General features: G+C 34.4%; 20 protein-coding genes and 1 pseudogene. 8 read left to right on the top strand and 13 right to left on the bottom strand.

Going from position 1 to position 20,869, the window contains the following annotated elements; translation table 11 throughout:
- From IIF7_RS16085 to IIF7_RS16125, 8 genes and pseudogenes are all read right to left on the bottom strand, one after another.
- Positions 1-533 (bottom strand): annotated as a pseudogene (locus IIF7_RS16085) (M56 family metallopeptidase); the annotation flags it as partial.
- Positions 534-539: 6 nt separating this feature from the next.
- On the bottom strand, positions 540-905 hold the full coding sequence (locus tag IIF7_RS16090; RefSeq protein ID WP_084842728.1) for a BlaI/MecI/CopY family transcriptional regulator: 366 nt from the start codon (positions 903-905) through the stop codon (positions 540-542).
- 130 nt (positions 906-1,035) lie between these two features.
- On the bottom strand, positions 1,036-1,968 hold the full coding sequence (locus tag IIF7_RS16095; RefSeq protein WP_084842729.1) for a UDP-3-O-(3-hydroxymyristoyl)glucosamine N-acyltransferase: 933 nt from the start codon (positions 1,966-1,968) through the stop codon (positions 1,036-1,038).
- A 166-nt stretch (positions 1,969-2,134) separates the two neighbouring features.
- The gene (efp, locus tag IIF7_RS16105) at positions 2,135-2,701 is read right to left on the bottom strand and encodes an elongation factor P (RefSeq protein ID WP_013071792.1); all 567 of its coding nucleotides are present in this window, start codon (positions 2,699-2,701) and stop codon (positions 2,135-2,137) included.
- A gap of 10 nt (positions 2,702-2,711) precedes the next feature.
- Positions 2,712-3,497, bottom strand: coding sequence for an acyl-ACP--UDP-N-acetylglucosamine O-acyltransferase (gene lpxA / locus IIF7_RS16110; protein WP_084842731.1), 786 nt, complete (start codon positions 3,495-3,497; stop codon positions 2,712-2,714).
- A 6-nt stretch (positions 3,498-3,503) separates the two neighbouring features.
- Positions 3,504-4,904, bottom strand: coding sequence for a bifunctional UDP-3-O-[3-hydroxymyristoyl] N-acetylglucosamine deacetylase/3-hydroxyacyl-ACP dehydratase (locus IIF7_RS16115; protein WP_084842732.1), 1,401 nt, complete (start codon positions 4,902-4,904; stop codon positions 3,504-3,506).
- Complete coding sequence (lpxD, locus tag IIF7_RS16120; protein ID WP_084842733.1) at positions 4,897-5,925, bottom strand: UDP-3-O-(3-hydroxymyristoyl)glucosamine N-acyltransferase; 1,029 nt, start codon at positions 5,923-5,925, stop codon at positions 4,897-4,899. The genes IIF7_RS16115 and lpxD overlap by 8 nt, the downstream gene beginning before the upstream one ends.
- 24 nt (positions 5,926-5,949) lie before the next feature.
- The gene (locus tag IIF7_RS16125) at positions 5,950-7,179 is read right to left on the bottom strand and encodes an HD domain-containing protein (RefSeq protein ID WP_084842734.1); all 1,230 of its coding nucleotides are present in this window, start codon (positions 7,177-7,179) and stop codon (positions 5,950-5,952) included.
- A 107-nt stretch (positions 7,180-7,286) separates the two neighbouring features.
- Here IIF7_RS16125 and porX point away from each other — a divergent pair, with 107 nt between their 5' ends.
- The 5 genes from porX (at position 7,287) to IIF7_RS16150 (ending at position 11,998) form a co-directional block, all read left to right on the top strand.
- Entirely contained in the window at positions 7,287-8,837 is a 1,551-nt protein-coding gene (porX, locus tag IIF7_RS16130; RefSeq protein ID WP_084842735.1) for a T9SS response regulator signal transducer PorX, read from the top strand.
- A 116-nt stretch (positions 8,838-8,953) separates the two neighbouring features.
- Positions 8,954-9,358, top strand: a complete 405-nt coding sequence (gene tsaE / locus IIF7_RS16135) for a tRNA (adenosine(37)-N6)-threonylcarbamoyltransferase complex ATPase subunit type 1 TsaE (RefSeq protein ID WP_084842736.1) — start codon at positions 8,954-8,956, stop codon at positions 9,356-9,358.
- Between the two features lie 376 nt (positions 9,359-9,734).
- Positions 9,735-10,322 carry a hypothetical protein gene (locus tag IIF7_RS16140; protein ID WP_084842737.1) on the top strand — a complete coding sequence of 196 codons (588 nt, stop codon included), beginning with the start codon at positions 9,735-9,737 and terminating at the stop codon, positions 10,320-10,322.
- Between the two features lie 67 nt (positions 10,323-10,389).
- Positions 10,390-11,589, top strand: a complete 1,200-nt coding sequence (locus IIF7_RS16145) for an alanine dehydrogenase (RefSeq protein WP_084842738.1) — start codon at positions 10,390-10,392, stop codon at positions 11,587-11,589.
- Positions 11,590-11,617: 28 nt separating this feature from the next.
- Entirely contained in the window at positions 11,618-11,998 is a 381-nt protein-coding gene (locus IIF7_RS16150) for a DUF4258 domain-containing protein (RefSeq protein WP_084842739.1), read from the top strand.
- Between the two features lie 125 nt (positions 11,999-12,123).
- Here the strand turns inward: IIF7_RS16150 and bcp are convergent, their stop codons facing one another.
- Positions 12,124-12,573, bottom strand: a complete 450-nt coding sequence (gene bcp, locus IIF7_RS16155; protein ID WP_084842740.1) for a thioredoxin-dependent thiol peroxidase — start codon at positions 12,571-12,573, stop codon at positions 12,124-12,126.
- A 31-nt stretch (positions 12,574-12,604) separates the two neighbouring features.
- Here bcp and IIF7_RS16160 point away from each other — a divergent pair, with 31 nt between their 5' ends.
- Positions 12,605-13,273 carry an endonuclease III domain-containing protein gene (locus tag IIF7_RS16160; RefSeq protein ID WP_084842741.1) on the top strand — a complete coding sequence of 223 codons (669 nt, stop codon included), beginning with the start codon at positions 12,605-12,607 and terminating at the stop codon, positions 13,271-13,273.
- An 81-nt stretch (positions 13,274-13,354) separates the two neighbouring features.
- On the opposite strand, the gene wrbA is transcribed toward IIF7_RS16160, so the two are convergent.
- The 3 genes from wrbA to IIF7_RS16170 all read right to left on the bottom strand — a co-directional run bounded on the left by wrbA (position 13,355) and on the right by IIF7_RS16170 (position 14,879).
- On the bottom strand, positions 13,355-13,954 hold the full coding sequence (gene wrbA / locus IIF7_RS16165) for an NAD(P)H:quinone oxidoreductase type IV (protein WP_084842742.1): 600 nt from the start codon (positions 13,952-13,954) through the stop codon (positions 13,355-13,357).
- Positions 13,955-14,082: 128 nt separating this feature from the next.
- Complete coding sequence (locus IIF7_RS20875; protein WP_176218979.1) at positions 14,083-14,235, bottom strand: hypothetical protein; 153 nt, start codon at positions 14,233-14,235, stop codon at positions 14,083-14,085.
- Positions 14,236-14,294: 59 nt separating this feature from the next.
- Positions 14,295-14,879, bottom strand: a complete 585-nt coding sequence (locus IIF7_RS16170) for an RNA polymerase sigma factor (RefSeq protein ID WP_084842743.1) — start codon at positions 14,877-14,879, stop codon at positions 14,295-14,297.
- Between the two features lie 228 nt (positions 14,880-15,107).
- Between IIF7_RS16170 and uvrA the strand changes: the two genes are divergently transcribed.
- Together uvrA and IIF7_RS16180 are read left to right on the top strand one after the other, a co-directional pair.
- Positions 15,108-17,897 (top strand): excinuclease ABC subunit UvrA, encoded by a 2,790-nt coding sequence (gene uvrA / locus IIF7_RS16175; protein WP_084842744.1) that lies wholly within the window; start codon positions 15,108-15,110, stop codon positions 17,895-17,897.
- 170 nt (positions 17,898-18,067) lie between these two features.
- A complete protein-coding gene (locus IIF7_RS16180) occupies positions 18,068-19,306 on the top strand; it encodes a hypothetical protein (RefSeq protein WP_084842745.1) in 1,239 nt (412 codons plus the stop codon).
- Positions 19,307-19,408: 102 nt separating this feature from the next.
- Here IIF7_RS16180 and IIF7_RS16185 read toward each other — a convergent pair whose 3' ends face one another.
- Entirely contained in the window at positions 19,409-20,869 is a 1,461-nt protein-coding gene (locus IIF7_RS16185; RefSeq protein WP_084842746.1) for an oligosaccharide flippase family protein, read from the bottom strand.

Consider the following 20,869-nt stretch of genomic DNA (forward strand, 5'->3'; position numbering starts at 1 on the left):
AATAAATCCAGCGTATGTTTTTGACGTACGTGTGCTTCTTCGTGTTTTAATATTTCCTGCGGAATGCTTTGCGATTTAAAAGCTTCTTTTTCTACAAAAATATACCTGAAATATGAATACGGAATTTGTTGAAATGGCAGTAAAATCTTTGTGCTTAGTGGTTCTTTTACTTTTTCGTATTGCTGAATAAGTTTTTTTAAATGCTGAAGGTTTTTTAAAAATCTTATCAAAAAAACTACAAAACCAATACTATAAATAGTCCATAAGATTTCCGGAAGATGATCTTTCCAGGAAGTTGTTTTAACTTCTTCGACATTAGTGATAGTCTCTGGCAATAAAATACCAGTTTGCTGGATGGCCTGCGCTTCTATCTTATAAGTTATGGTAATTAGCGGAATAATCACAGAGGCTAACAGCGCAAACAATAAGTAAAATCGCTTAAACCCGTGATTTTTTTCGTTTTCTAAGAATAATCTATAAAACGAATATAGAACCAAAAGACAACCGGTAAATTTTAGAATATAAAAAAGCATAGGCTATTACTGATTTTTGATTCTTTCGTCTATAATTTTTCTGAGTTCTTTTAACTCATCTTCAGATAGATCTGTTTCTTCAGTAAAGAAAGAAGCAAACTGCGCAGCCGAATTATTAAAGAAATTTTTTATTAGTCCGTTCATTTGTTTCGAAAAATAATCTGTCTTTTTCACCAAAGGAAAATATTCTCTGGAACGCCCATATTGCACAAAATCTACAAAGTTTTTATCGCGCATTCTTTTTAATAAGGTTGCTACGGTGGTACTTGCCGGTTTTGGCTCTGGATAAGCATCAATTAGATCTTTCATAAAAGCTTTTTTCTGCTTCCATAAAATTTGCATCAATTCTTCTTCGGCGTTTGAAAGTTTCATTTCTCTACAATATTAGAATTACCTCTACAAATGTAGAATTATATTTTAATTCTACAAACATAGAACTCATATTTAACAAAAAACCGCCATAATTTTATGACGGTTTAGACTTGAATGAAATTATGGCTTATTATTTCTTTTTAAAAGACTGTATAAATTCTGGTAACTGCTTAATGTAAGCTTGCTCTTTTAGAAAAGAGCGCACCTCTCTTGCAGGTGTTCCCCAATAAACATTCTGGTTTAAAGTCTTCGTAACACCCGTTTGTGCCATTAGCACCGTTCCTTTTTTGACTACTAGATCACTAACAATACCAACCTGTCCCCAAATGGTAACTTCATCTTCAATAACCACACAACCGGCAATACCAACCTGAGAAGCGATAAGACATTTTTTGCCAATTACCGTATCGTGCCCAATTTGGATAAGGTTATCTAATTTAGCGCCTTCTTTTATTGTTGTATCCCCGCTAACACCACGATCGATAGTACAATTACAACCAATTTCAACGTTATTTTCTATCACCACGCGCCCGCTGGAAAGTAAACGATCAAAACCTTCTGGCCTGTTTTTGTAGTAAAATGCATCGCCACCAATTACGGTTCCCGACTGGATAATTACATCATCTCCAATCACAGTATAATCATTAATGGTTACATTTGCACCAATTATACAGTTTTCACCAATACTTACATGATTTCCAATAAAAGCAGTAGGTTGAACATGACTTCCTTTTCCTATTACTGCGGAATCTGAAATTGATTTTTCGGCTTTTAGAAATGGCTTAAAATATTTTGCAAGCTTATTAAAATCTCTAAAAGGATCGTCTGAAATTAAAAGTGCTTTACCTTCAGGACATTCAACTTCTTTATTAATTAAAATAATTGTTGCTGCAGATTTTAATGCTTTATCATAATATTTTGGATGGTCTACAAATACAACATCTCCCGGTGTAACTACATGAATTTCATTAATCCCTTCAACCGGAAAATTTTTATCTCCTACAAAATCGCAGGAAATAATTGTCGCAATTTGTTCTAATGTATGAGTTTGTGGAAATTTCATTTTAAAAATATCTATGTAAACTACCCCGGGACAAGCCTTGGAGGTATTCGTTGGAAACAAATTTTTAATTTCAAGGCAAGCCTTGGGGTATTATACCCTTTGGCGGTGCCAATAAAAAAAGGAAAGATAAATTTACCTTTCCTTTTTCAATTATTCAATATAAATCTTATTCTTTAATTCGTTCTTTATAGGTACCTTTTTCGGTCTCTATTCGAATTTTATCCCCCTCGTTAATAAAAAGTGGCACATTTACCTCAGCTCCTGTTTCTACTGTTGCAGGCTTTGTAGCATTAGTAGCAGTATTTCCCTTTACACCAGGCTCTGTATGTGTTACTTCTAATACCACACTTGCAGGCATCTCTGTAGAAAGTGGCATATTATCTTCAGTATTAATAATTACGGTAAGTACCTCTCCTTCTTTTAATAATTGTGGCATATCTAATGCACTCTCTAAAAGACGAATTTGGGTGTAATCTTCTACATGCATAAAGTGATAAAACTCACCATCCTGATACAAAAACTGGTATTTATGAGTTTCTACACGAACATCTTCGATTTTATGCCCTGCTGAAAAGGTATTATCGATTACTTTACCTGTAGTAACACTTTTAAGTTTTGTTCTAACAAAAGCAGGACCTTTTCCTGGTTTTACATGAAGAAATTCAATAATCTTAAAAATATCGTGGTTGTATCTTATACAAAGTCCGTTTCTAATATCACTTGTATTTGCCATTTTTAATTATTTAGTTTGAACTGAAGTATCCCTTCATGATACCTCGCTGAGAGTTTTTAATAAATTCTAATATTTCGTCACGCTCTGCTGTTGCCTGCATTTCTGCTTCAATAATCGCAACGGCCTGAGAGTTATTTAAATTTTTCTGATATAAAATTCTGTAGATATCCTGAATCTCCCTGATCTTTTCAGTAGTAAAACCTCTACGTCTTAGACCAATAGAATTAATACCTACATAAGATAATGGCTCACGCCCAGCTTTTACAAATGGCGGTACATCTTTTCTAACCAAAGATCCTCCGGTCACAAAAGCATGCTTACCAATACTACAAAACTGTTGTATGGCTGCCATCCCTGCTAAAACTACATGATCACCAACATTAATATGTCCTGCAAGCGTACTGTTATTTGAAAAAATACAGTTATCCCCTACAATGCAATCGTGGGCGATATGGCAATACGCCATAATCCAGCAATTTTGACCAATAACTGTTTTCATACGATCTGTAGTTCCTCTATTAATGGTTACACACTCTCTAATGGTTGTGTTATCACCAATAATGGTTACTGTATCCTCATCATCAAATTTTTTATCCTGCGGAATAGCAGAAATTACCGCACCGGGAAAAATACTACAATTTTTACCAATACGTGCACCTTCCATAATGGTAACGTTTGAACCTATCCAGGTTCCCTCACCAATCACCACATTATTATGAATCGTTGCAAACGGCTCGATCACTACATTTTTTGCGATTTTCGCTCCTGGATGCACATATGCTAAAGGTTGATTCATTCTTCTTTATTTTGATTTTACAATTTGTGCCATAAGCACCGCTTCTGTCGCCAATTTTCCGTTTGCATAAGCATAGGCCTGCATTTGGCAAATTCCTCTTCGTATTGGCGCCAAAAGTTCTAATTTAAAAATTAAAGTATCTCCTGGTACTACCTGTTGCTTAAACCTTACATTATCGATTTTCATAAAAAACGTAAGATAATTTTCTGGATCTGGTACAGATTTTAAGGCTAAGATCCCGCCGGTTTGGGCCATTGCCTCAACCTGCAATACTCCTGGCATCACTGGTTTTCCTGGAAAGTGTCCTACAAAGAATGGCTCATTCATTGTTACATTCTTTACACCTACCACAGTAGAATCTGTAAGCTCATAAATCTTATCTACTAATAAGAACGGAGAACGATGCGGAAGCGTATCCATAATATCGTTAACATCCATGATTGGTTTGGCACTAAGGTCTATTTTAGGAACTTTATTACGCTTCTCTTCCTTTATAAATTTAGACAGTTTTTTTGCAAACTGAGTATTAACGTAGTGTCCTGGTTTTGTAGCGATTACTTTACCACGAATTCTTGTTCCTACCAAGGCAAGATCTCCTAAAACATCTAACAATTTATGTCTTGCCGCCTCATTAGGATAATGCAAGGTAAGATTATCTAAAATTCCGTTTGGTTTTACAGAAATTTCTTCCCTGTTAAAAGCTACTCTTAACTTTTTTAAAGTCTCTTCACCAATTTCTTTATCTACATAAACAATTGCATTGTTTAGATCACCACCTTTTATAAGTCCGTGTTCTAAAAGTGCTTCAATTTCGTGAAGAAAACTAAAGGTTCGGGAATTTGCAATATTGTCTTTAAATTCTGAAACGTGTTCTATAGAAGCGTTTTGTGTTCCTAAAACTTTTGTTCCAAAATCGACCATTGTGGTCACTTTATAGGTATCTGCAGGCATTACGACGATCTCGCTACCAGATTCTTCATCGCGGTAACAAATCACTTCGTTAATTACATATTCTTCCTTTTCAGCTTCCTGTTCTTTAATTCCTGCTTCTTCTAAGGCCTGAACGAAATACTTTGAAGACCCATCCATAATTGGAGGTTCTGAAGCATTTAATTCAATAATGACATTATCGATTTCTAAACCTACACAAGCTGCAAGAACATGCTCTGAAGTTTGAATTTTAACTCCGTTTTTCTCAAGGTTTGTCCCTCTTTTAGTATCGGTAACATAACTTACATCAGCCTCGATAATTGGCTCTCCTTCAAGATCTACACGTTTAAAAACATAACCAGTATTTTCGGGCGCTGGTTTAAAGGTAAGTTTTACTTGTTTCCCGGTATGAAGCCCTACTCCCTCTAAGGAAACTTCATTCTGAATAGTTTGCTGCTTCAATACTTTTTCAGCCATTCTTATTTACTTTTTTATCCAACTGATGCAATAAATCAACAGTTTTTGGTAAGTTTTTAAAATGAATAAAAGATTTGTTATAATCTGAATATCCTATCGCTGGTGAGCCTTGTAAAACTTCATCGTCTTTTACATTTCGGCCAATACCACTTTGTGCCTGTATCTTTACACGATCACCAATAGTGATATGCCCTACAATTCCAACCTGGCCACCAATAATACAGTTTTTGCCAATTTTTGTAGAACCTGCAACACCAGTTTGCGCTGCAATAACAGTATTTTCACCTATTTCTACATTGTGAGCTATCTGGATATGATTATCTAATTTTACACCTTTTCTAATAATCGTAGAACCTAAAGTAGCTCTATCGATTGTGGTACCAGCACCAACATCTACATTATCTTCTATAATAACATTTCCTATTTGTGGTACTTTAGAATATTCTCCTTTTTCGTTGGGACTAAACCCAAAACCATCTGCCCCAATAATCGCACCGCCATGCAAAGTTACATTCTCCCCTATCACAGTTTCTGAATATACTTTTACTCCCGCAAAAAGTGTTGAATTATCACCTATTACAGTATTATCACCAACATAGGCATAAGGGTAAATCTTTACATTTTTACCAATCTTAACATTTTCTCCCAAATAAGTAAATGCTCCTAGATAAATATCTTCTTCATATTTTGCAGAATCTGAGATATAGCTTGGTTGCTCTATTCCGCTTTTGCGAAGTTTTACCTGATTGTAATATTCTAATAAAGTAGAAAAGGCTTTGTAGGCATCTTTTACTTTAATTAGTGTAGTACTTACAGGTTGATCTGCCTCAAAACTATCATTAACGATAGTGATTGATGCCTGGGTGCTATAGATATATGATGTATATTTAGGATTACTTAAAAATGTAAGTGATCCTTCTTTTCCTTCTTCGATCTTAGCCAATTCTGAAACCTCTGCATCGGGATTTCCTTCTATGGTTCCCTCGAGAATTTCGGCTATTTGTGATGCTTTAAATTTCATTCTGGCAAAAGTAAAAAAAATGCGCTAATGTTTAGACTTGGGGTAACAGATATAATATTTAGTCACTGTTTTAGACAATGCTTTTAAATTTAATTGGTCTGAAACCTTTATAACATCATTTATCTTTCCGTTTTTGTGAAGAATATTGATATTATTTTTTTCTCTTGTATACGCTAAGTTTGAAATCTCTCCTGTAAAAACAAAATAGGATGCCTCTTTATCACTAAGCTTATGTTTTTGTTTTAGCTGATCTAAATGCTTTTCTATTTTAGCTTTTGCAGGTTTCTTTTTCTTGATCTTTACCTTTAAAAGATCACGATTAATCACCATTTTACATAAACTGCTTAAAACATAATCTTCATGATTTGCCCATTCTTTCATAGCCAAAACAATATCGTAATCATCCAGGCAGGAAAATACCTTTAGGGTTTCAGCATTAAAACTTTCTTCGGTTACCTTATTATTTAAAAAATAGCTTAATGCCGTACTTGCCCTAAGTTTGGTTCCTGCAGCAATTAATTCTTTTGCTCTTTTTAAAACCCTTATTAAAAGCTGCTCGGCCACCATACTGGTTTTATGCAAATACACCTGCCAATACATTAACCTTCTAGCTACAAGAAATTTTTCTACAGAATAAATAGCTTTTTCTTCAATAACCAACTCGTTATCCACCACGTTTAACATGGTAATTAAGCGGTCGCTATTTACATTCCCCTCTGTAGTTCCTGTATAAAAACTATCACGCTTTAGATAATCTAACCTATCCATGTCGAGCTGACTGGTAATTAGCTGATGCATGAACTTTCTTGGGTATTTCCCGGTAAAGATCTCGATAGCCAGCGTTAAACTTTGGTTAAAAACAGCATTCAATTCTTTCATAAAAAGAAGTGAAATCGACTCGTGATCTACACCTTCTACAATGCTATGTTCCATCGCATGAGAAAAAGGCCCATGCCCAATATCGTGCAATAAAATAGCGATCTGTAAAGCTTCTTCTTCATCTTCACTTATCTCAACTCCCTTGTAACGAAGCACTCGCACTGCTTTCTGCATTAAATGAACGCAACCAACAGCGTGATGAAATCTTGTATGATGAGCCCCAGGATAAACCAGATACGACAATCCCATTTGTGAAATTCTTCGTAATCTTTGAAAGTACGGGTGCTCTATTATGTTAAAGATACGCTGACTAGGTATGGTAATAAATCCGTAAATTGGATCGTTTAAAATATTGAGTTTGTTTTGTGAAGCCAAGCTTTATTAAATTAATGATACAACAAATGTAAACATTGATTGCCTTTTGAAAATTTTTATCGTCAAAAGAATCAATTTTTATTAAAAATATAAATTTTTAACCGAACATGAATAAGATCAAAATATTATGGGTAGATGATGAAATCGACCTTTTAAAACCACATATTATATTTCTTGAATCTAAAAACTACGAGGTTTCTACCTGCCAAAGCGGAACTGAAGCTATCGAAAAGATAGACGAAGAACGATTTGATATTGTGTTTTTAGATGAAAATATGCCCGGCTTAACAGGTTTAGAGACTCTATCTGAAATTAAAGAAAAGCAGGCTAATATTCCTATAGTAATGATCACTAAAAGTGAAGAGGAATATATTATGGAAGAAGCCATAGGCTCTAAAATTGCCGATTATCTTATAAAACCGGTAAATCCAAACCAAATCCTGCTTTCAATAAAAAAGAACTTAGATCACTCCAGGCTTATTTCTGAAAAGACTACATCTAACTATCAGCAGGAATTTAGAAAAATCGCGATGGATTTGATGAACGTGAATACCTACGAAGATTGGGTAGAAATGTATCAGCGTCTTATCTATTGGGAACTGCAGCTAGAAAATATTGAAGACAGCAGTATGTTTGAGATCCTGGAAACTCAAAAACAGGAAGCAAATACTCAGTTTTGTAAGTTTATTGATAAAAATTACCCTGCATGGTTTGAAGATGGCGAAGATGCTCCTACCATGTCGCATACTTTGTTCAAGAGAAAAATTATTCCTGAAATTAGCAAAGATCAGCCTACATTATTAGTGGTAGTAGATAATTTACGTTACGACCAGTGGAAAGCTTTCGAGCCTATTGTTTCTAATTATTATAAGAAGGAAAAAGAATATCCTTATTGTAGTATTTTACCAACCGCTACGCAATATGCCCGTAACGCCATCTTTTCTGGACTTATGCCGAGTGAAATGGAAAAACTATATCCTCAATACTGGAAAAATGACACTGATGAGGGTGGAAAAAATAATTATGAAGCTGAATTTTTAGCCGAACAATTAAAAAGGTTAGGTAAAGATATTAAGCACGAATATCATAAAATTAGTAACCTAAAAGCCGGAAAAAAACTTGTTGAAAACTTCAAAACTCAGAAGAATAACGATCTTACTGTGGTAGTTTACAACTTTGTAGATATGCTTTCGCATTCTAAAACTGAAATGGAAGTTATTAAAGAACTGGCATCAAATGATAAATCTTATCGTTCCCTTACTGAAAGTTGGTTTAAAAACTCTCCATTATTAGAAATTATTCAGCAGGCACAACAATTGGGCTTCAAACTTATTATCACTACAGATCACGGAACGATCAATGTAAAAAATCCTAGTAAAGTTATTGGTGATAAAAACACCAGCTTAAACCTAAGGTACAAAACTGGTAAAAGTTTAACCTATGATAAGAAAGATGTACTAGCGGCTACGAAACCCAAATCTTTACATCTTCCAACTATTAATATGAGTAGTTCGTTTATATTCGCCAAAAGCGACCTTTTCTTTGCATATCCTAATAATTACAACCACTACGTAAGTTATTATCGTAACACTTATCAGCATGGTGGTGTGTCTTTGGAAGAGATGATAATTCCGTTTAGCGTACTTTCTCCTAAATAGGGAAAATTCCGCAAGAATTTTCTTTCACGATAATTCCTACAAGCCTTTGAAACTAAACCTGATAGTCATATCAGGTTTTTTTTTGGTATATTTGTACATTAAATTTTTTGTTAATCATGGAGTTTGAATACCGTTTATCGAATATCGATGAAGCTATTGAATTCATTTTAAAGAATGCCAAAAGTAAAACTATTCTTTTCTACGGAGAGATGGGTGCAGGCAAAACTACCCTAATTAAGAATCTTGTAAAAAAATTAAATATTGAAGATCGAGTAGCAAGCCCAACTTTTTCGCTTGTAAATGAATACAGATCTGAAAATGAAAATATATTTCACTTTGATTTTTATAGAATTGAAGATGAAACTGAAGCTTACGACATAGGATTTGAAGATTATATAGACCAAGATGGATGGAAATTTATAGAATGGCCTCAAAAAATCCATAATCTAATTCCTTTGGATCATCAAAAATTGGAATTAGAGAAGAAAGATTCGGAAACAAGAATGTTAAAGTTAAGTTAAAGAAATGTGAAAACTAACGTTTTTAGTCTAAAAAAATCAAGATTTTAAGTTAGAAATATCGTAATTTTACTAACAAAAAAAAGCATTTTACAGCTTAAAACTTTTAAATTTTAAACATAACAGTTAAAATAGTACACTTTATTGAAAAAATTACGGAAATAAGTGCATTCTCCCAAGGGAGCGCAAAAGTACAATTAATGTCTTTACTAATAGCAGGTTATCTCGTAGTACGTTTGTATCAGAAAACAAAACGAAATACGATTTAAAAATATTAATAAGAACAAAACAAAACCTACTATTATGAAATTAAAAGCATTATTATTCGGAGCAGCTATTTTTGGAGCATCTTTTTTCGTAACTTCAACATCTGATGACAATGGACAAGACCCAATTAAAAAGCAAGCTGTCGAAAAATCAAAGATCAAAATACCTATTAACGGGTAGTATAATAGCTATTATTGTAGCTTTTTCACCATACATATTTTATTTATACGAAATTTTCCCAAGCGGTCCTGTTTGGGAAAATTCGTTATTTACATACGAGAGTAAATATTATGAAGATGTCGCTACGGCTGCATGGACCTATTTTGGAAAAATCACCCCTCTATTACTATTACTTATCTGGTTTTTCACCTGTAAACATTGGTGGTACCACGCAATTTTAGTACCTACAATCATGTATGGATATCAATTGGTAACAGCAGTTTATCAGGATATATATATGAATATTGATGTTATTGATACTGACCAGCTCATTTACTTAGCACCTTTTTTTATCATTATTATTTCATTTGTATATCTAATTCGAATCAAAATATTCGATAAGATTTATGGTATCGATTTAAGTGAGATCGAAGAAACAAATATTTCGGTTTTTTCTAATATTTCAGATAAAGAGTTAGAAGAAATGGAAGACCTAAAAGAGTCCAATACAACCGAGGAAGATTATTACGCTAAACTTTAGAAAATCCTTTCTTGCCTTTTCAAAAATAATTGTAATTTACCTTTTCTAATCAGCTGAAAAGATAGTTATGACCAAACAGGTTTCTCCTTTTACTAAAGAAGAGCTTATTCCGCAGGAAGAAAAACTTGAAATTTTTAAAAATAAAGGAGAACTTTTTATAGGTATTCCTAAAGAAACCTCATACCAGGAAAAGCGAATTTGCTTAAGTCCAGATGCAGTTGGAGCCATAACTGCACATGGTCACCGGGTAATGATTGAATCTGGTGCCGGGAATTATGCGAATTTCAGCGATAAAGATTATTCAGATGCTGGTGCTGAAGTCACCAAAAATACTCAAAAGGTATTTTCCTGTCCTACAATTTTAAAGGTTGAGCCGCCATCCATCTCTGAATTGGAGATGATGAACCCACAAACTATATTAATCTCTGCGCTTCAAATTAAAACGCAGAGTAAAGCTTATTTTCAAAAACTGGCTTCTAAAAGAATTACTGCATTAGGATTCGAATTTATAAAAGACGATGATGGCAGTTACCCCATAGTTAGGGCTTTAAGCGAAATTACCGGAACCGCTTCTGTGCTTATTGCTTCTGAAATTATGAGTAATAATGGTGATGGAAACGGACTATTATTTGGGAATATTAGTGGCGTTCCACCGGTAGAAGTTGTTATTCTTGGTGCTGGTACAGTTGGCCAATTTGCTGCAAGATCGGCTATTGGTCTTGGCGCAAATATCAAAGTGTTTGATAGCTCAATCACTAAGCTAAGAAACCTTCAATCTTCATTAGGACGAACTTTTTACACCAGTACAATTCAGCCTAAAAACCTTACAAAAGCCCTTAAACGTTGTGATGTGCTGATTGGTGCGGTGCGTGGGAATAACCGTTCACCGGTTTTAGTGACCGAAGAAATGGTCGCCTCAATGAAACGAGGTGCGGTTGCTATCGATGTAAGTATTGATGTTGGTGGCTGTATTGAAACCAGCGAAATTACGAGCCATGAAAATCCGATATTTACCAAACATGATGTAATTCATTATTGTGTTCCAAATATTCCTTCACGTTACGCGAGATCGAGTTCGTTATCCTTAAGTAATATTTTCACTCCATATTTATTACATATTGGCGAAGAAGGCGGATTAGAAAACACGCTTCGTTTTGATCGCGGATTGCGAAATGGTTTGTATTTTTACCACGGAGTTTTAACCAACAAATCTATTGCAGACTGGTTTGATCTTACTTATCGAGATATTAACCTCTTGATTTTCTGATCTCCAGACTCGATTTTAGCTATTTTCTATGAATATTTTTCAGCGTCTTGGATATTTTTCAGTGGGACTTTTTATGGGAATTATTATTCTCATTTTCTTTTTAAGTGGTAAAAAAACGAGTTGTTCCTATTTTCCGAACGCCCGAACTTTAAAAAGTATTCGAGTTAAAGAGCGCCATTTTGATGCTAATGCGATGAAGTTTTTTACTGAAAATAAGATCGATACCAGCAATATCTCTTCAATTTTAGAAAATGGTGAAGTTCACTTTGGTGAAAGTATTACCGATAGGGATTCCTGTAATGTTTACCTGATTTCAGGAGAAACCACAACAAAACCAATTCAATTTAAAGTTGAAAACTGCGACAGTATCGCTACTATCCAGGAAGTTGATTTTTATTCTGAAAATTAAAGAACCTCGGGGTTTATTCCCTTTAGCGCTGCCAACAAAAAAGCCCGCCAAAATTATATAATTTCAGCAGGCATTATTTTCAAGTTCTTCAGAATTAATTCCGAAGAAAAAAACTTATTCAGAATTTATAGAATCTGGGCAGCGTGATCTTTGGTTTTTACTTTACCGATCACCTCCTCTATTTTACCATCTTCATCGATTACAAAAGTTGTACGGTGAATCCCATCATATTCTTTTCCCATAAACTTTTTAGGTCCCCAAACACCATAAGCGTTTATCACTTCTTTTTCTTCATCGGCTAAAAGCGGAAAAGGAAGTTCATTCTTTGCCTTAAAATTGGTTTGTCTACGCTTAGAATCTGCGCTTACTCCCAAAATTGCGTAACCTTTTTCCTTAAAAACCTCCCAGTTATCTCTAAGATTACAAGCTTCTGCCGTGCATCCAGGCGTGCTTGCTTTTGGATAGAAAAATAAAACCAGTTTCTTTCCTTTAAAATCTGAAAGTTTTACTTCGTTGCCATCCTGATCTTCTACCGTAAAATCTGGCGCTTTATCTCCTGCTTTTAATGTCGTCATAATTCTTATTTTTGCCTAAAATTAAAGCTTTATGGACAAACAGCAAAAAGTGCAATTTGTAATTGATACTTTACAAAATATTTATCCTGAAATTCCTATTCCGTTAGATCATAAAGATCCATACACATTATTAATTGCTGTTTTACTTTCTGCCCAAAGTACCGATGTTAAGGTGAATCAAATTACTCCACTTCTATTTGAAGTTGCCGATACGTCACAAAAAATGGTAAAACTAAGTGTTGAAGAAATTAGAGAAATAATAAAACCTTGCGGATTATCACCAATGAAATCTAAAGGAATACACGGACTTTCTGAAATTCTCCTCGAAAAATATAATGGGCAAGTCCCTGCAGATTTTGAAGCTTTAGAAAGTCTGCCGGCTGTTGGCCATAAAACGGCAAGTGTAGTGATGGCACAGGCGTTTAATGTTCCTGCATTCCCGGTTGATACTCATATTCACCGATTAATGTATCGTTGGAATCTCTCTAACGGAAAAAACGTTGATCAGACTGAAAAAGATGCTAAAAGATTATTCCCAAAGGATCTTTGGAATGATCTTCATTTACAAATCATTTGGTATGGCAGGCAATATTCACCAGCCAGAGGATGGAATCTTGAAAAGGATATTATTACAAAAACAATTGGTCGAAAATCGGTTATCAAAGAATACGAAGCAAAATTGGCTAAAAAGAAAAAGTAATTTTTCGATTCAGTTTCAATTTCTAAAAAACTAAAAAGCTCCGAATTATCGGAGCTTTTTAGTTTATCAATATTGGTTATTTTAAGCCTTTATTTTTTCAGCAACACTTAATGTTCGCTTTACCTGTGCTTTAATGGCTTTTTTGTCTTTTTCGTCTAATTCTTTTCCTGCTACAACACTAAAGCCATATGGATTTCCTCCTGTTTCAAAAATAATAGGATCTGTAAATGCAGGATTTGCAACAATTGCTCCCCAGTGCATCATCGCTTTATAAATAGAGTGTAATGTTCCTTCTTGTCCGGCGTGTGGATTTGCCGCGCTGGTCATTGCACTTACCACCTTGTCTACTAACTTCCCTTCTTGCCAAAGTGGCCCGGTGGTATCCATTAAACTATTAAATTGTGATGGTAAATTACCATAACGTGTTGGTGCAGAAAAGATAATTGCATCTGCCCAATCTAAATCATCGGCTGAAGCAACGGGAATTTCTTTCGTAGCATTATAATGCTTTAACCAATCTTCATTGGTTTTAATAATATCTTCTGGAACGGTCTCTTCTACCCTTAAAAATTTGATCTCCTTAACTCCGAGATCTTTCGCTGCTTCTTCAGCTGCTTTAGATAATTGATAGTTGGTGCCGGTTGAGCTATAATAGATTATAGCAAGTTTTACATTTTCCATAATTCATTTTTTTCTAATTTAAACTTATTAGAAGAGAGCTACAGAAAAACAAATTTTAAAATTTTTATAATTCTGTCTAAAATGAATAATGGCAATAAAAAAGCCTGCTTTTCAGCAGGCTTAAGTTTTTAATTTAGAAGCATCTCAAAGTCTTCCTTTTCACCAGGTAAGACCTTTAAGGCTTTTGAATAATCTAATAGAAACTTTATTGTTTCTTCTTTAGGATTCAAGTTTTTAAGTTTTTCTTCTTTCGAAGTTTTTTCAAAGTAAAGGTTCCCCATTAATTACACTATTATGATTTATATCTTAATAACGCAGGATTAAAGGGAATAGTATAAACTTAATTTGTTAAAACTAAATTATGCTTTTCGATGATCTTTCTTAAATTGATAAGCGCATATCTCATGCGGCCTAAAGCCGTATTTATACTAACTCCTGTTCTATCTGAAATTTCTTTAAAACTCATCTCTTTATAGATTCGCATTGTTAAAACTTCTAATTGATCTTCAGGAAGTTCTCTAATTACCTCACGCAAATCACTTTCGATCTGGTCTTTTATAATTTGCTTTTCAGCATTTAAACCAGAATCACTTAACACTGAAAAAATATTAAAATCTCCACTATTATCGAATTTGGGCATTCTTTTATTTTTTCTGAAATGATCGATTACAAGATTATGGGCTATTCGCATTACCCACGGTAAAAATTTACCTTCTTCGTTATACTTTCCTCGTTTTAATGTATTGATGACTTTGATGAATGTGTCCTGAAAGATGTCTTCAGCAATATCTTTGTCAAATACCTTGGAATAAATGAAACTGTAAATTCTGTGTTGATGACGGCGAATAAGTTCTGAGAGAGCAAGCTCGTTTCCGTTAATGTAATCTTTAACCAAAACGGCATCTGTTACCTTAGTTTTTTCCATACAGTTACTTTTAAAGGGCAAGGCCCTGTCTTAGATTAGGTTATTTAGATATAAAAGTAACAGTATACTATAGGCAATTCTATTTTTGAGTTCGGTTCCAAATATAGTAAACTAAATCTGAGAAATACAAATAAAAGCTTAAAATTTTAACAATACTATAGGATTTTAATGGCTTTTTGCACTGCTTTAGATTGAGTACCTTTGCATACTTATTGCTAGAAAGTGAACATGAACATCGATTTAGAAAAGATAAACCCAAAGGAAAACATTATCATTAAAGGTGCAAAATTGCACAATCTTAAAGATATAAATGTTGTAATACCTCGTAACAAACTGGTAGTAATTACAGGACTTTCTGGGTCTGGTAAATCAAGTTTGGCTTTTGATACACTTTATGCTGAAGGACAGCGTAGATACGTAGAAAGTCTTTCTTCTTATGCTCGCCAGTTTTTGGGCAGATTAAATAAACCCAAAGTAGATTATATTAAAGGAATTGCTCCAGCCATTGCAATCGAGCAAAAGGTTAATTCTACAAACCCAAGATCAACAGTAGGAACTTCTACCGAAATTTATGATTACCTAAAATTACTATATGCAAGAATTGGTAAAACCTTTTCTCCTGTTTCAGGCAGAGAAGTAAAAAAAGATTCGGTTACCGATGTTGTAAATTTTGTAAAGGAATTTCCAGATCGTACCAAATTGCTTCTCCTCGCTCCTATTTATGTTGAAGAAGGTCGAGATCTCGATGAAAAAATTAAGATTCTTGCCCAGCAGGGATATAGCCGAATTAAAGTTGACGATGAAGTTTTACGTATCGATGAAGCAGATCTAACCAAAGCGAAGCCAGAAAACACATCTTTGGTTGTAGATCGTGTGATCACAAAAGATGATGAAGATTTCTTTAATCGCTTAGCCGATGCTATTGAAGCTGCATTTTTTGAAGGAAAAGGAGAACTTTACATAGAAACACTTGCAGATAACAAATTACATCACTTCAGTAATAAATTTGAATTGGATGGGATGAGTTTCCTGGAACCCAATGTGCATTTATTCAGTTTCAATAATCCTTATGGTGCATGCCCAAAATGTGAAGGATACGGTGATGTTATTGGTATAGATGAAGATTTGGTGATTCCTAACACCGGACTTTCAATTTACGACAACGCAATTTATCCATGGCGTGGCGAGAGCATGAGCTGGTATCGCGATCAACTGGTAAATAATTCGCATAAATTCGATTTTCCTATTCATAAACCCTATTTCGAATTAACTCAGGACCAAAAGGATTTAGTTTGGAATGGTAACAAATATTTCGAAGGCTTAAATCAGTTTTTCGAATTTCTGGAAAGTAAAGCTTATAAAATTCAGAATCGAGTAATGCTTTCTCGTTATCGTGGTAAAACAAAATGTTCGGCCTGCCAGGGAAAAAGGCTTCGTAAAGAAGCAGAATACGTTAAAATAAACGGCACAAGTATTACCGAGCTTGTTGTTAAACCTTTGGATAAAGTAAGAGCTTTCTTTGCAGATCTTGAGTTAAACGAACACGACGCACAGATCGCTAAACGATTACTTACTGAAATTAATAACCGACTTAAATTTTTATCTGAAGTTGGTTTAGATTATCTAACGCTTAATAGAAAATCGAATACACTTTCTGGTGGGGAATCGCAACGTATAAACCTTGCCACATCTTTGGGAAGTAGTCTTGTGGGATCGATGTATATTTTAGATGAACCTTCTATTGGTTTGCATCCAAGAGATGGTGAACGTTTAATCGGCGTGCTTAAAAATCTTCGTGATCTGGGTAATACGGTTATCGTGGTAGAACATGATGAGGAGATCATGAAAGAGGCAGATGAAATCATCGATATTGGTCCAGAAGCAGGTACTAACGGCGGCCATGTGGTAGCGACAGGAACTTTAAAAGAGATTTTAAAATCAGATTCGCTTACCTCGCAATATCTAAATGATAGAAAACGTATCGAAGTTCCTAGCAAACGGCGAAAATGGACAAAGGAAATAAACATTCTTGGGGCCAGAGAAAATAACCTTAAGAATATCGATGTGATGTTTCCGCTGGGAATATTTACAGCGATCACAGGAGTTTCAGGTAGTGGTAAAAGTACATTAGTTAAAAAATTACTTTATCCCGCCGTACAAAAACAACTGGGTGGTTATGGCGAGAAAGTGGGCCAATTTAGCGATATAAAAGGAGATTTTAAAAATCTAGGTTCGGTTGAATTTGTAGATCAAAATCCTATTGGTCGTTCTTCCAGATCTAATCCTGTAACCTACATCAAAGCTTATGACGATATCAGAAATTTATTTTCTTCTCAGAAATTATCCAAAATTAGAGGATATAAGCCAAAACATTTTTCTTTTAATGTAGATGGCGGTCGTTGCGAAGTTTGTAAAGGTGAAGGCGAAGTAACCATTGAGATGCAGTTTATGGCAGATGTCCATTTGCAATGTGAAGCTTGTGATGGTAAACGATTCAAGAAAGAGATTCTGGAAGTTAAGTTTAAAGAAAATAATATCGATGACATTCTGAATATGACGATCGACGATGCGATTATATTCTTTGACGAACATAGCGAAGATAAAATTGCAAATAAGCTACAACCTTTACAGGATGTAGGTTTAGGCTATGTGCAGTTAGGACAAAGCTCTTCAACGCTCTCCGGTGGTGAAGCGCAGCGTATAAAACTTGCTTCATTTTTAGTGAAAGGAAACACTAAAGATAAGGCCTTATTCATTTTTGATGAACCTACCACCGGACTTCATTTTCATGATATTCAGAAATTATTAAAATCATTTAATGCATTAATCGACAAAGGCCATAGCGTAATTGTAATCGAACATAACATGGATTTAGTGAAATGTGCAGATTATGTGATCGATTTGGGTGCTGAAGGTGGTGAAAATGGTGGATACCTGGTTACTCAGGGAACACCAGAGCAAGTGGCTAAAAACAAAGATTCTTATACCGCGATTTATTTAAAACCAAAATTGAAATAAAAACTATTTATTTTAAATCATTTAATTTCAATTTATTAACTCGTTTTAGCAAATCTTAGAAAATTACTTACAGGAGCCTCTAAAAGGCTCCTTTTTCTTTTTTGGCATACGCTTTGTTTCTGTAAAGGTGTAGATAGCTACTACTTCAGTATTAATTTAAAAATAAAGCCATGAAAAAATTTTCCCTAATATTTTCGATTTTGTTTCTAAGCTTGGTCAATGTTGCCAAAGCAGACGAAACAACCAGCAGATATGGCTATAATGATTCTTTCATCTTCATCGAAGGTGGCGTTGAATTTTCAGTTTATCCTAATGGGGAATTCGACTTTTATTATAACCCCGCATTTAGAAGATCTAGTGTTGTAAATATATCTGTACCACACGTAAACATAAGTTTTAACTCTGGTTATAACTATGATCCTTATATTCAGTACGATGACTATGGTGCTGTTATTCAGGTAGAAGATGTTCCAATTTATTATGATTATTATGGTAGAATTACCCAGGCAGGTAATATCATAATTAACTACGATAGATATGGCTACGTGGTAAACATAGGTAACTTATTTGTAAATTATGATCCTTACCACAGAATTGCAGGATATAGAGGATATATCAACTCTTATAATAGAAGTTATGTTTATCGCCCATGGCACAGATATTATAGAAGACCAAGAGCTAATTTCAGCATTGTTTTTAATAGACCTTACAGAGCCTATTATCAACCAACACGTGTTACTTATGTAAATCATGTTACCTATTATAACACACATCATAATCAAAAGGCATATAAAAATTTTTATAGACCTGGCCAAAGGGTGAAAAGTTATAATCGCGGACAAAGAGTTGCACAAAAAAGAGATATTAGATCAAATAACACTAGTGCAAGACGTAGCAATGTCGCTACCAGAGGCAGAAGCACTACAAATTCTAATAGTAGAAGAAGCGTAAATAGAGCTACTAGTGGGCGTAAAAGAGATAATGTAGTTATTGGGGCTAGAAACGCAAGAAGTTCTAATTCTAGAGATGGCGTTATAAATACCAGAAATAGCCGTTCTTCTAATAACGCGGTAATATCGAATAGAAAAGCGGTGGAGCGAAGTAGAAATACCAGGGCCACTACAAACAATAATAGAACACAAAGAGCAAAAAGCAGAGTTTCATCTAGCAATAGAAATACAACTTCTGCAAATCAAAGAAAGGCAGCGGTTCAAACTTCTAGAGCACAGAATAATGCCAGAACGCAGAGAACAGTAAAAACTCAGCGTCCTACACAAAGTAAGCAGGTAAAAAGAACTGCTCCAAGCAGAAGTCAAAATAGTGCTGCAAGAAGCTCTAGATCAAACAATAACGCTAAGAAATCTACAAGATCACAAAATTCGGCACGAAATGTGAGAAGTAGAGATTAGAGTTCATAATTTAATTTTTTGGTTGGTTAGTTGGAAAACCCCCAGCGGCGAAAGCCCGGGGGTTTTCTTTTTTAAAATTCTTCAATTTATACTGAAAAAATCTTATCTGAATTTAGCTAAAATCGACTTTAGCATTGCATTTATTTCTTCGGAAAAATTTAAATAGTAAATAGCAGAAATATATAAGATTGAAGTAATTCCGCCCTTTAAAGCAATACTTAAAATCGGATGAAACGGGAACTCCCAAAAATAAAATACAAGTGTAAACAAAAGACTTAAACCAAATAACAGAAAGCTTTGTTTCGCAAAAGGATTCATTTTAAATTTCTTCTGAACCAAGATAAGTTTTGAAGTGTTGTAGATAAAAAAAGCGATAAAAGTAGCCATCGCTGCGCCTTCTATTCCAAATCTTGGAATAAAAAATAAGTTCAGTAAAAAGGCCAAAATCACTAGTAAAACTCCAATAGCCAACACCAATCTATAATAATCTGAATTAAAAAGAATACTATTATTTATCGCTAAAACATTGTCGTAAAGCTTTACCAGAGAAATTAAAAGAACAATTAAAATACTTAACGAATATTCTTCAGGAATTAGTTTGTACAGCGTATGCACGTTGGTAATGATCAGGACAAAAATAAGCGCACTAACAATCGATAAATTGATCGAGCTTTTTTTATATAAGTCTTCAAGTTTTTCGAAATTTCGGGTATTTAAATATTCGGCAGTTATGGGATTAGTGATTTGATGCATCGCTTTTTGCGGCACCGAAATTACAGTAGCAATATAAATTCCTATTCCATAGATCGCCACATTCTCGATAGGCAAATAAGATTCGATCATCACCTTATCTAAATCTAGCAAAGCGGTAGCGACCGATGCTGCGATTAGAATTAGAGCGGTATATTTTAAAACTCTGCTTAAATTAGAAGGAAAGCTAAATTTAAAAGAAGGTCTGTGTAATTTAAAAGCGTATGCGCCCATCACCAATAATCGAAAAAGGAACACCACTCCTACCCCATACATAAAATTATCGGCTTCCAGCACTTCAAAATAAACTAGAAATAGCAAAATTGTAGTACCCAATCGATGCACTACTTCTTTCATAAAATTTCCAAAAACGCTTTTGTAATAGATCTTTGCCCAGGCAAAAAAGATTTCGAAATACGCCGTTGCAATCGCCAACAGATAGATTAACCACACATAAGGTTTTACCAGTTCATTTCCGTCAGAAAAATAATCCAGTAAAAATTCATACGTAAAATGACCAATTACACCAAGAATAAGTGAAATCGCCAAGGGAAGAATCAACGCAAGATTCAGTAATTTATCCTTTTCTTCTCTCGTTTTGTAGCTGGAAAAAAACTTTACGATAGTGCTATGAACGCCAAAGGCCATAAATGGCCACATCAAATTTGCGGCAGAAAGCAGAAAGCTTACCAATCCATAATACTGCTGATCTAGAAAATAGGTATACAAAAAAAGCGTATTCAATGCACCAAGCCCAAACCCTGCATAAGTGGTCATCATATTTTTGACCGACTGGTTAATAATCACGCCCAT

Source organism: Zunongwangia atlantica 22II14-10F7, from assembly GCF_002094855.1.
GTDB classification, from domain to species: domain Bacteria; phylum Bacteroidota; class Bacteroidia; order Flavobacteriales; family Flavobacteriaceae; genus Zunongwangia; species Zunongwangia atlantica.

What these genes read in the sequence shown, in the direction of transcription:
- tsaE (WP_084842736.1), top strand. Translation starts at nt 8,954, where the DNA reads ATGGAGTTTGAATACCGTTTATCGAATATCGATGAAGCTATTGAATTC.
- IIF7_RS16170 (WP_084842743.1), bottom strand. Translation starts at nt 14,879, where the DNA reads ATGGAAAAAACTAAGGTAACAGATGCCGTTTTGGTTAAAGATTACATT.
- uvrA (WP_084842744.1), top strand. Translation starts at nt 15,108, where the DNA reads ATGAACATCGATTTAGAAAAGATAAACCCAAAGGAAAACATTATCATT.
- IIF7_RS16140 (WP_084842737.1), top strand. Translation starts at nt 9,735, where the DNA reads ATGGACAAGACCCAATTAAAAAGCAAGCTGTCGAAAAATCAAAGATCA.
- wrbA (WP_084842742.1), bottom strand. Translation starts at nt 13,954, where the DNA reads ATGGAAAATGTAAAACTTGCTATAATCTATTATAGCTCAACCGGCACC.
- efp (WP_013071792.1), bottom strand. Translation starts at nt 2,701, where the DNA reads ATGGCAAATACAAGTGATATTAGAAACGGACTTTGTATAAGATACAAC.
- lpxD (WP_084842733.1), bottom strand. Translation starts at nt 5,925, where the DNA reads ATGAAATTTAAAGCATCACAAATAGCCGAAATTCTCGAGGGAACCATA.
- IIF7_RS16095 (WP_084842729.1), bottom strand. Translation starts at nt 1,968, where the DNA reads ATGAAATTTCCACAAACTCATACATTAGAACAAATTGCGACAATTATT.
- bcp (WP_084842740.1), bottom strand. Translation starts at nt 12,573, where the DNA reads ATGACGACATTAAAAGCAGGAGATAAAGCGCCAGATTTTACGGTAGAA.
- IIF7_RS16185 (WP_084842746.1), bottom strand. Translation starts at nt 20,869, where the DNA reads ATGGGCGTGATTATTAACCAGTCGGTCAAAAATATGATGACCACTTAT.
- lpxA (WP_084842731.1), bottom strand. Translation starts at nt 3,497, where the DNA reads ATGAATCAACCTTTAGCATATGTGCATCCAGGAGCGAAAATCGCAAAA.
- IIF7_RS16145 (WP_084842738.1), top strand. Translation starts at nt 10,390, where the DNA reads ATGACCAAACAGGTTTCTCCTTTTACTAAAGAAGAGCTTATTCCGCAG.
- IIF7_RS16160 (WP_084842741.1), top strand. Translation starts at nt 12,605, where the DNA reads ATGGACAAACAGCAAAAAGTGCAATTTGTAATTGATACTTTACAAAAT.
- porX (WP_084842735.1), top strand. Translation starts at nt 7,287, where the DNA reads ATGAATAAGATCAAAATATTATGGGTAGATGATGAAATCGACCTTTTA.
- IIF7_RS16180 (WP_084842745.1), top strand. Translation starts at nt 18,068, where the DNA reads ATGAAAAAATTTTCCCTAATATTTTCGATTTTGTTTCTAAGCTTGGTC.
- IIF7_RS16150 (WP_084842739.1), top strand. Translation starts at nt 11,618, where the DNA reads ATGAATATTTTTCAGCGTCTTGGATATTTTTCAGTGGGACTTTTTATG.
- IIF7_RS16115 (WP_084842732.1), bottom strand. Translation starts at nt 4,904, where the DNA reads ATGGCTGAAAAAGTATTGAAGCAGCAAACTATTCAGAATGAAGTTTCC.
- IIF7_RS20875 (WP_176218979.1), bottom strand. Translation starts at nt 14,235, where the DNA reads ATGGGGAACCTTTACTTTGAAAAAACTTCGAAAGAAGAAAAACTTAAA.
- IIF7_RS16090 (WP_084842728.1), bottom strand. Translation starts at nt 905, where the DNA reads ATGAAACTTTCAAACGCCGAAGAAGAATTGATGCAAATTTTATGGAAG.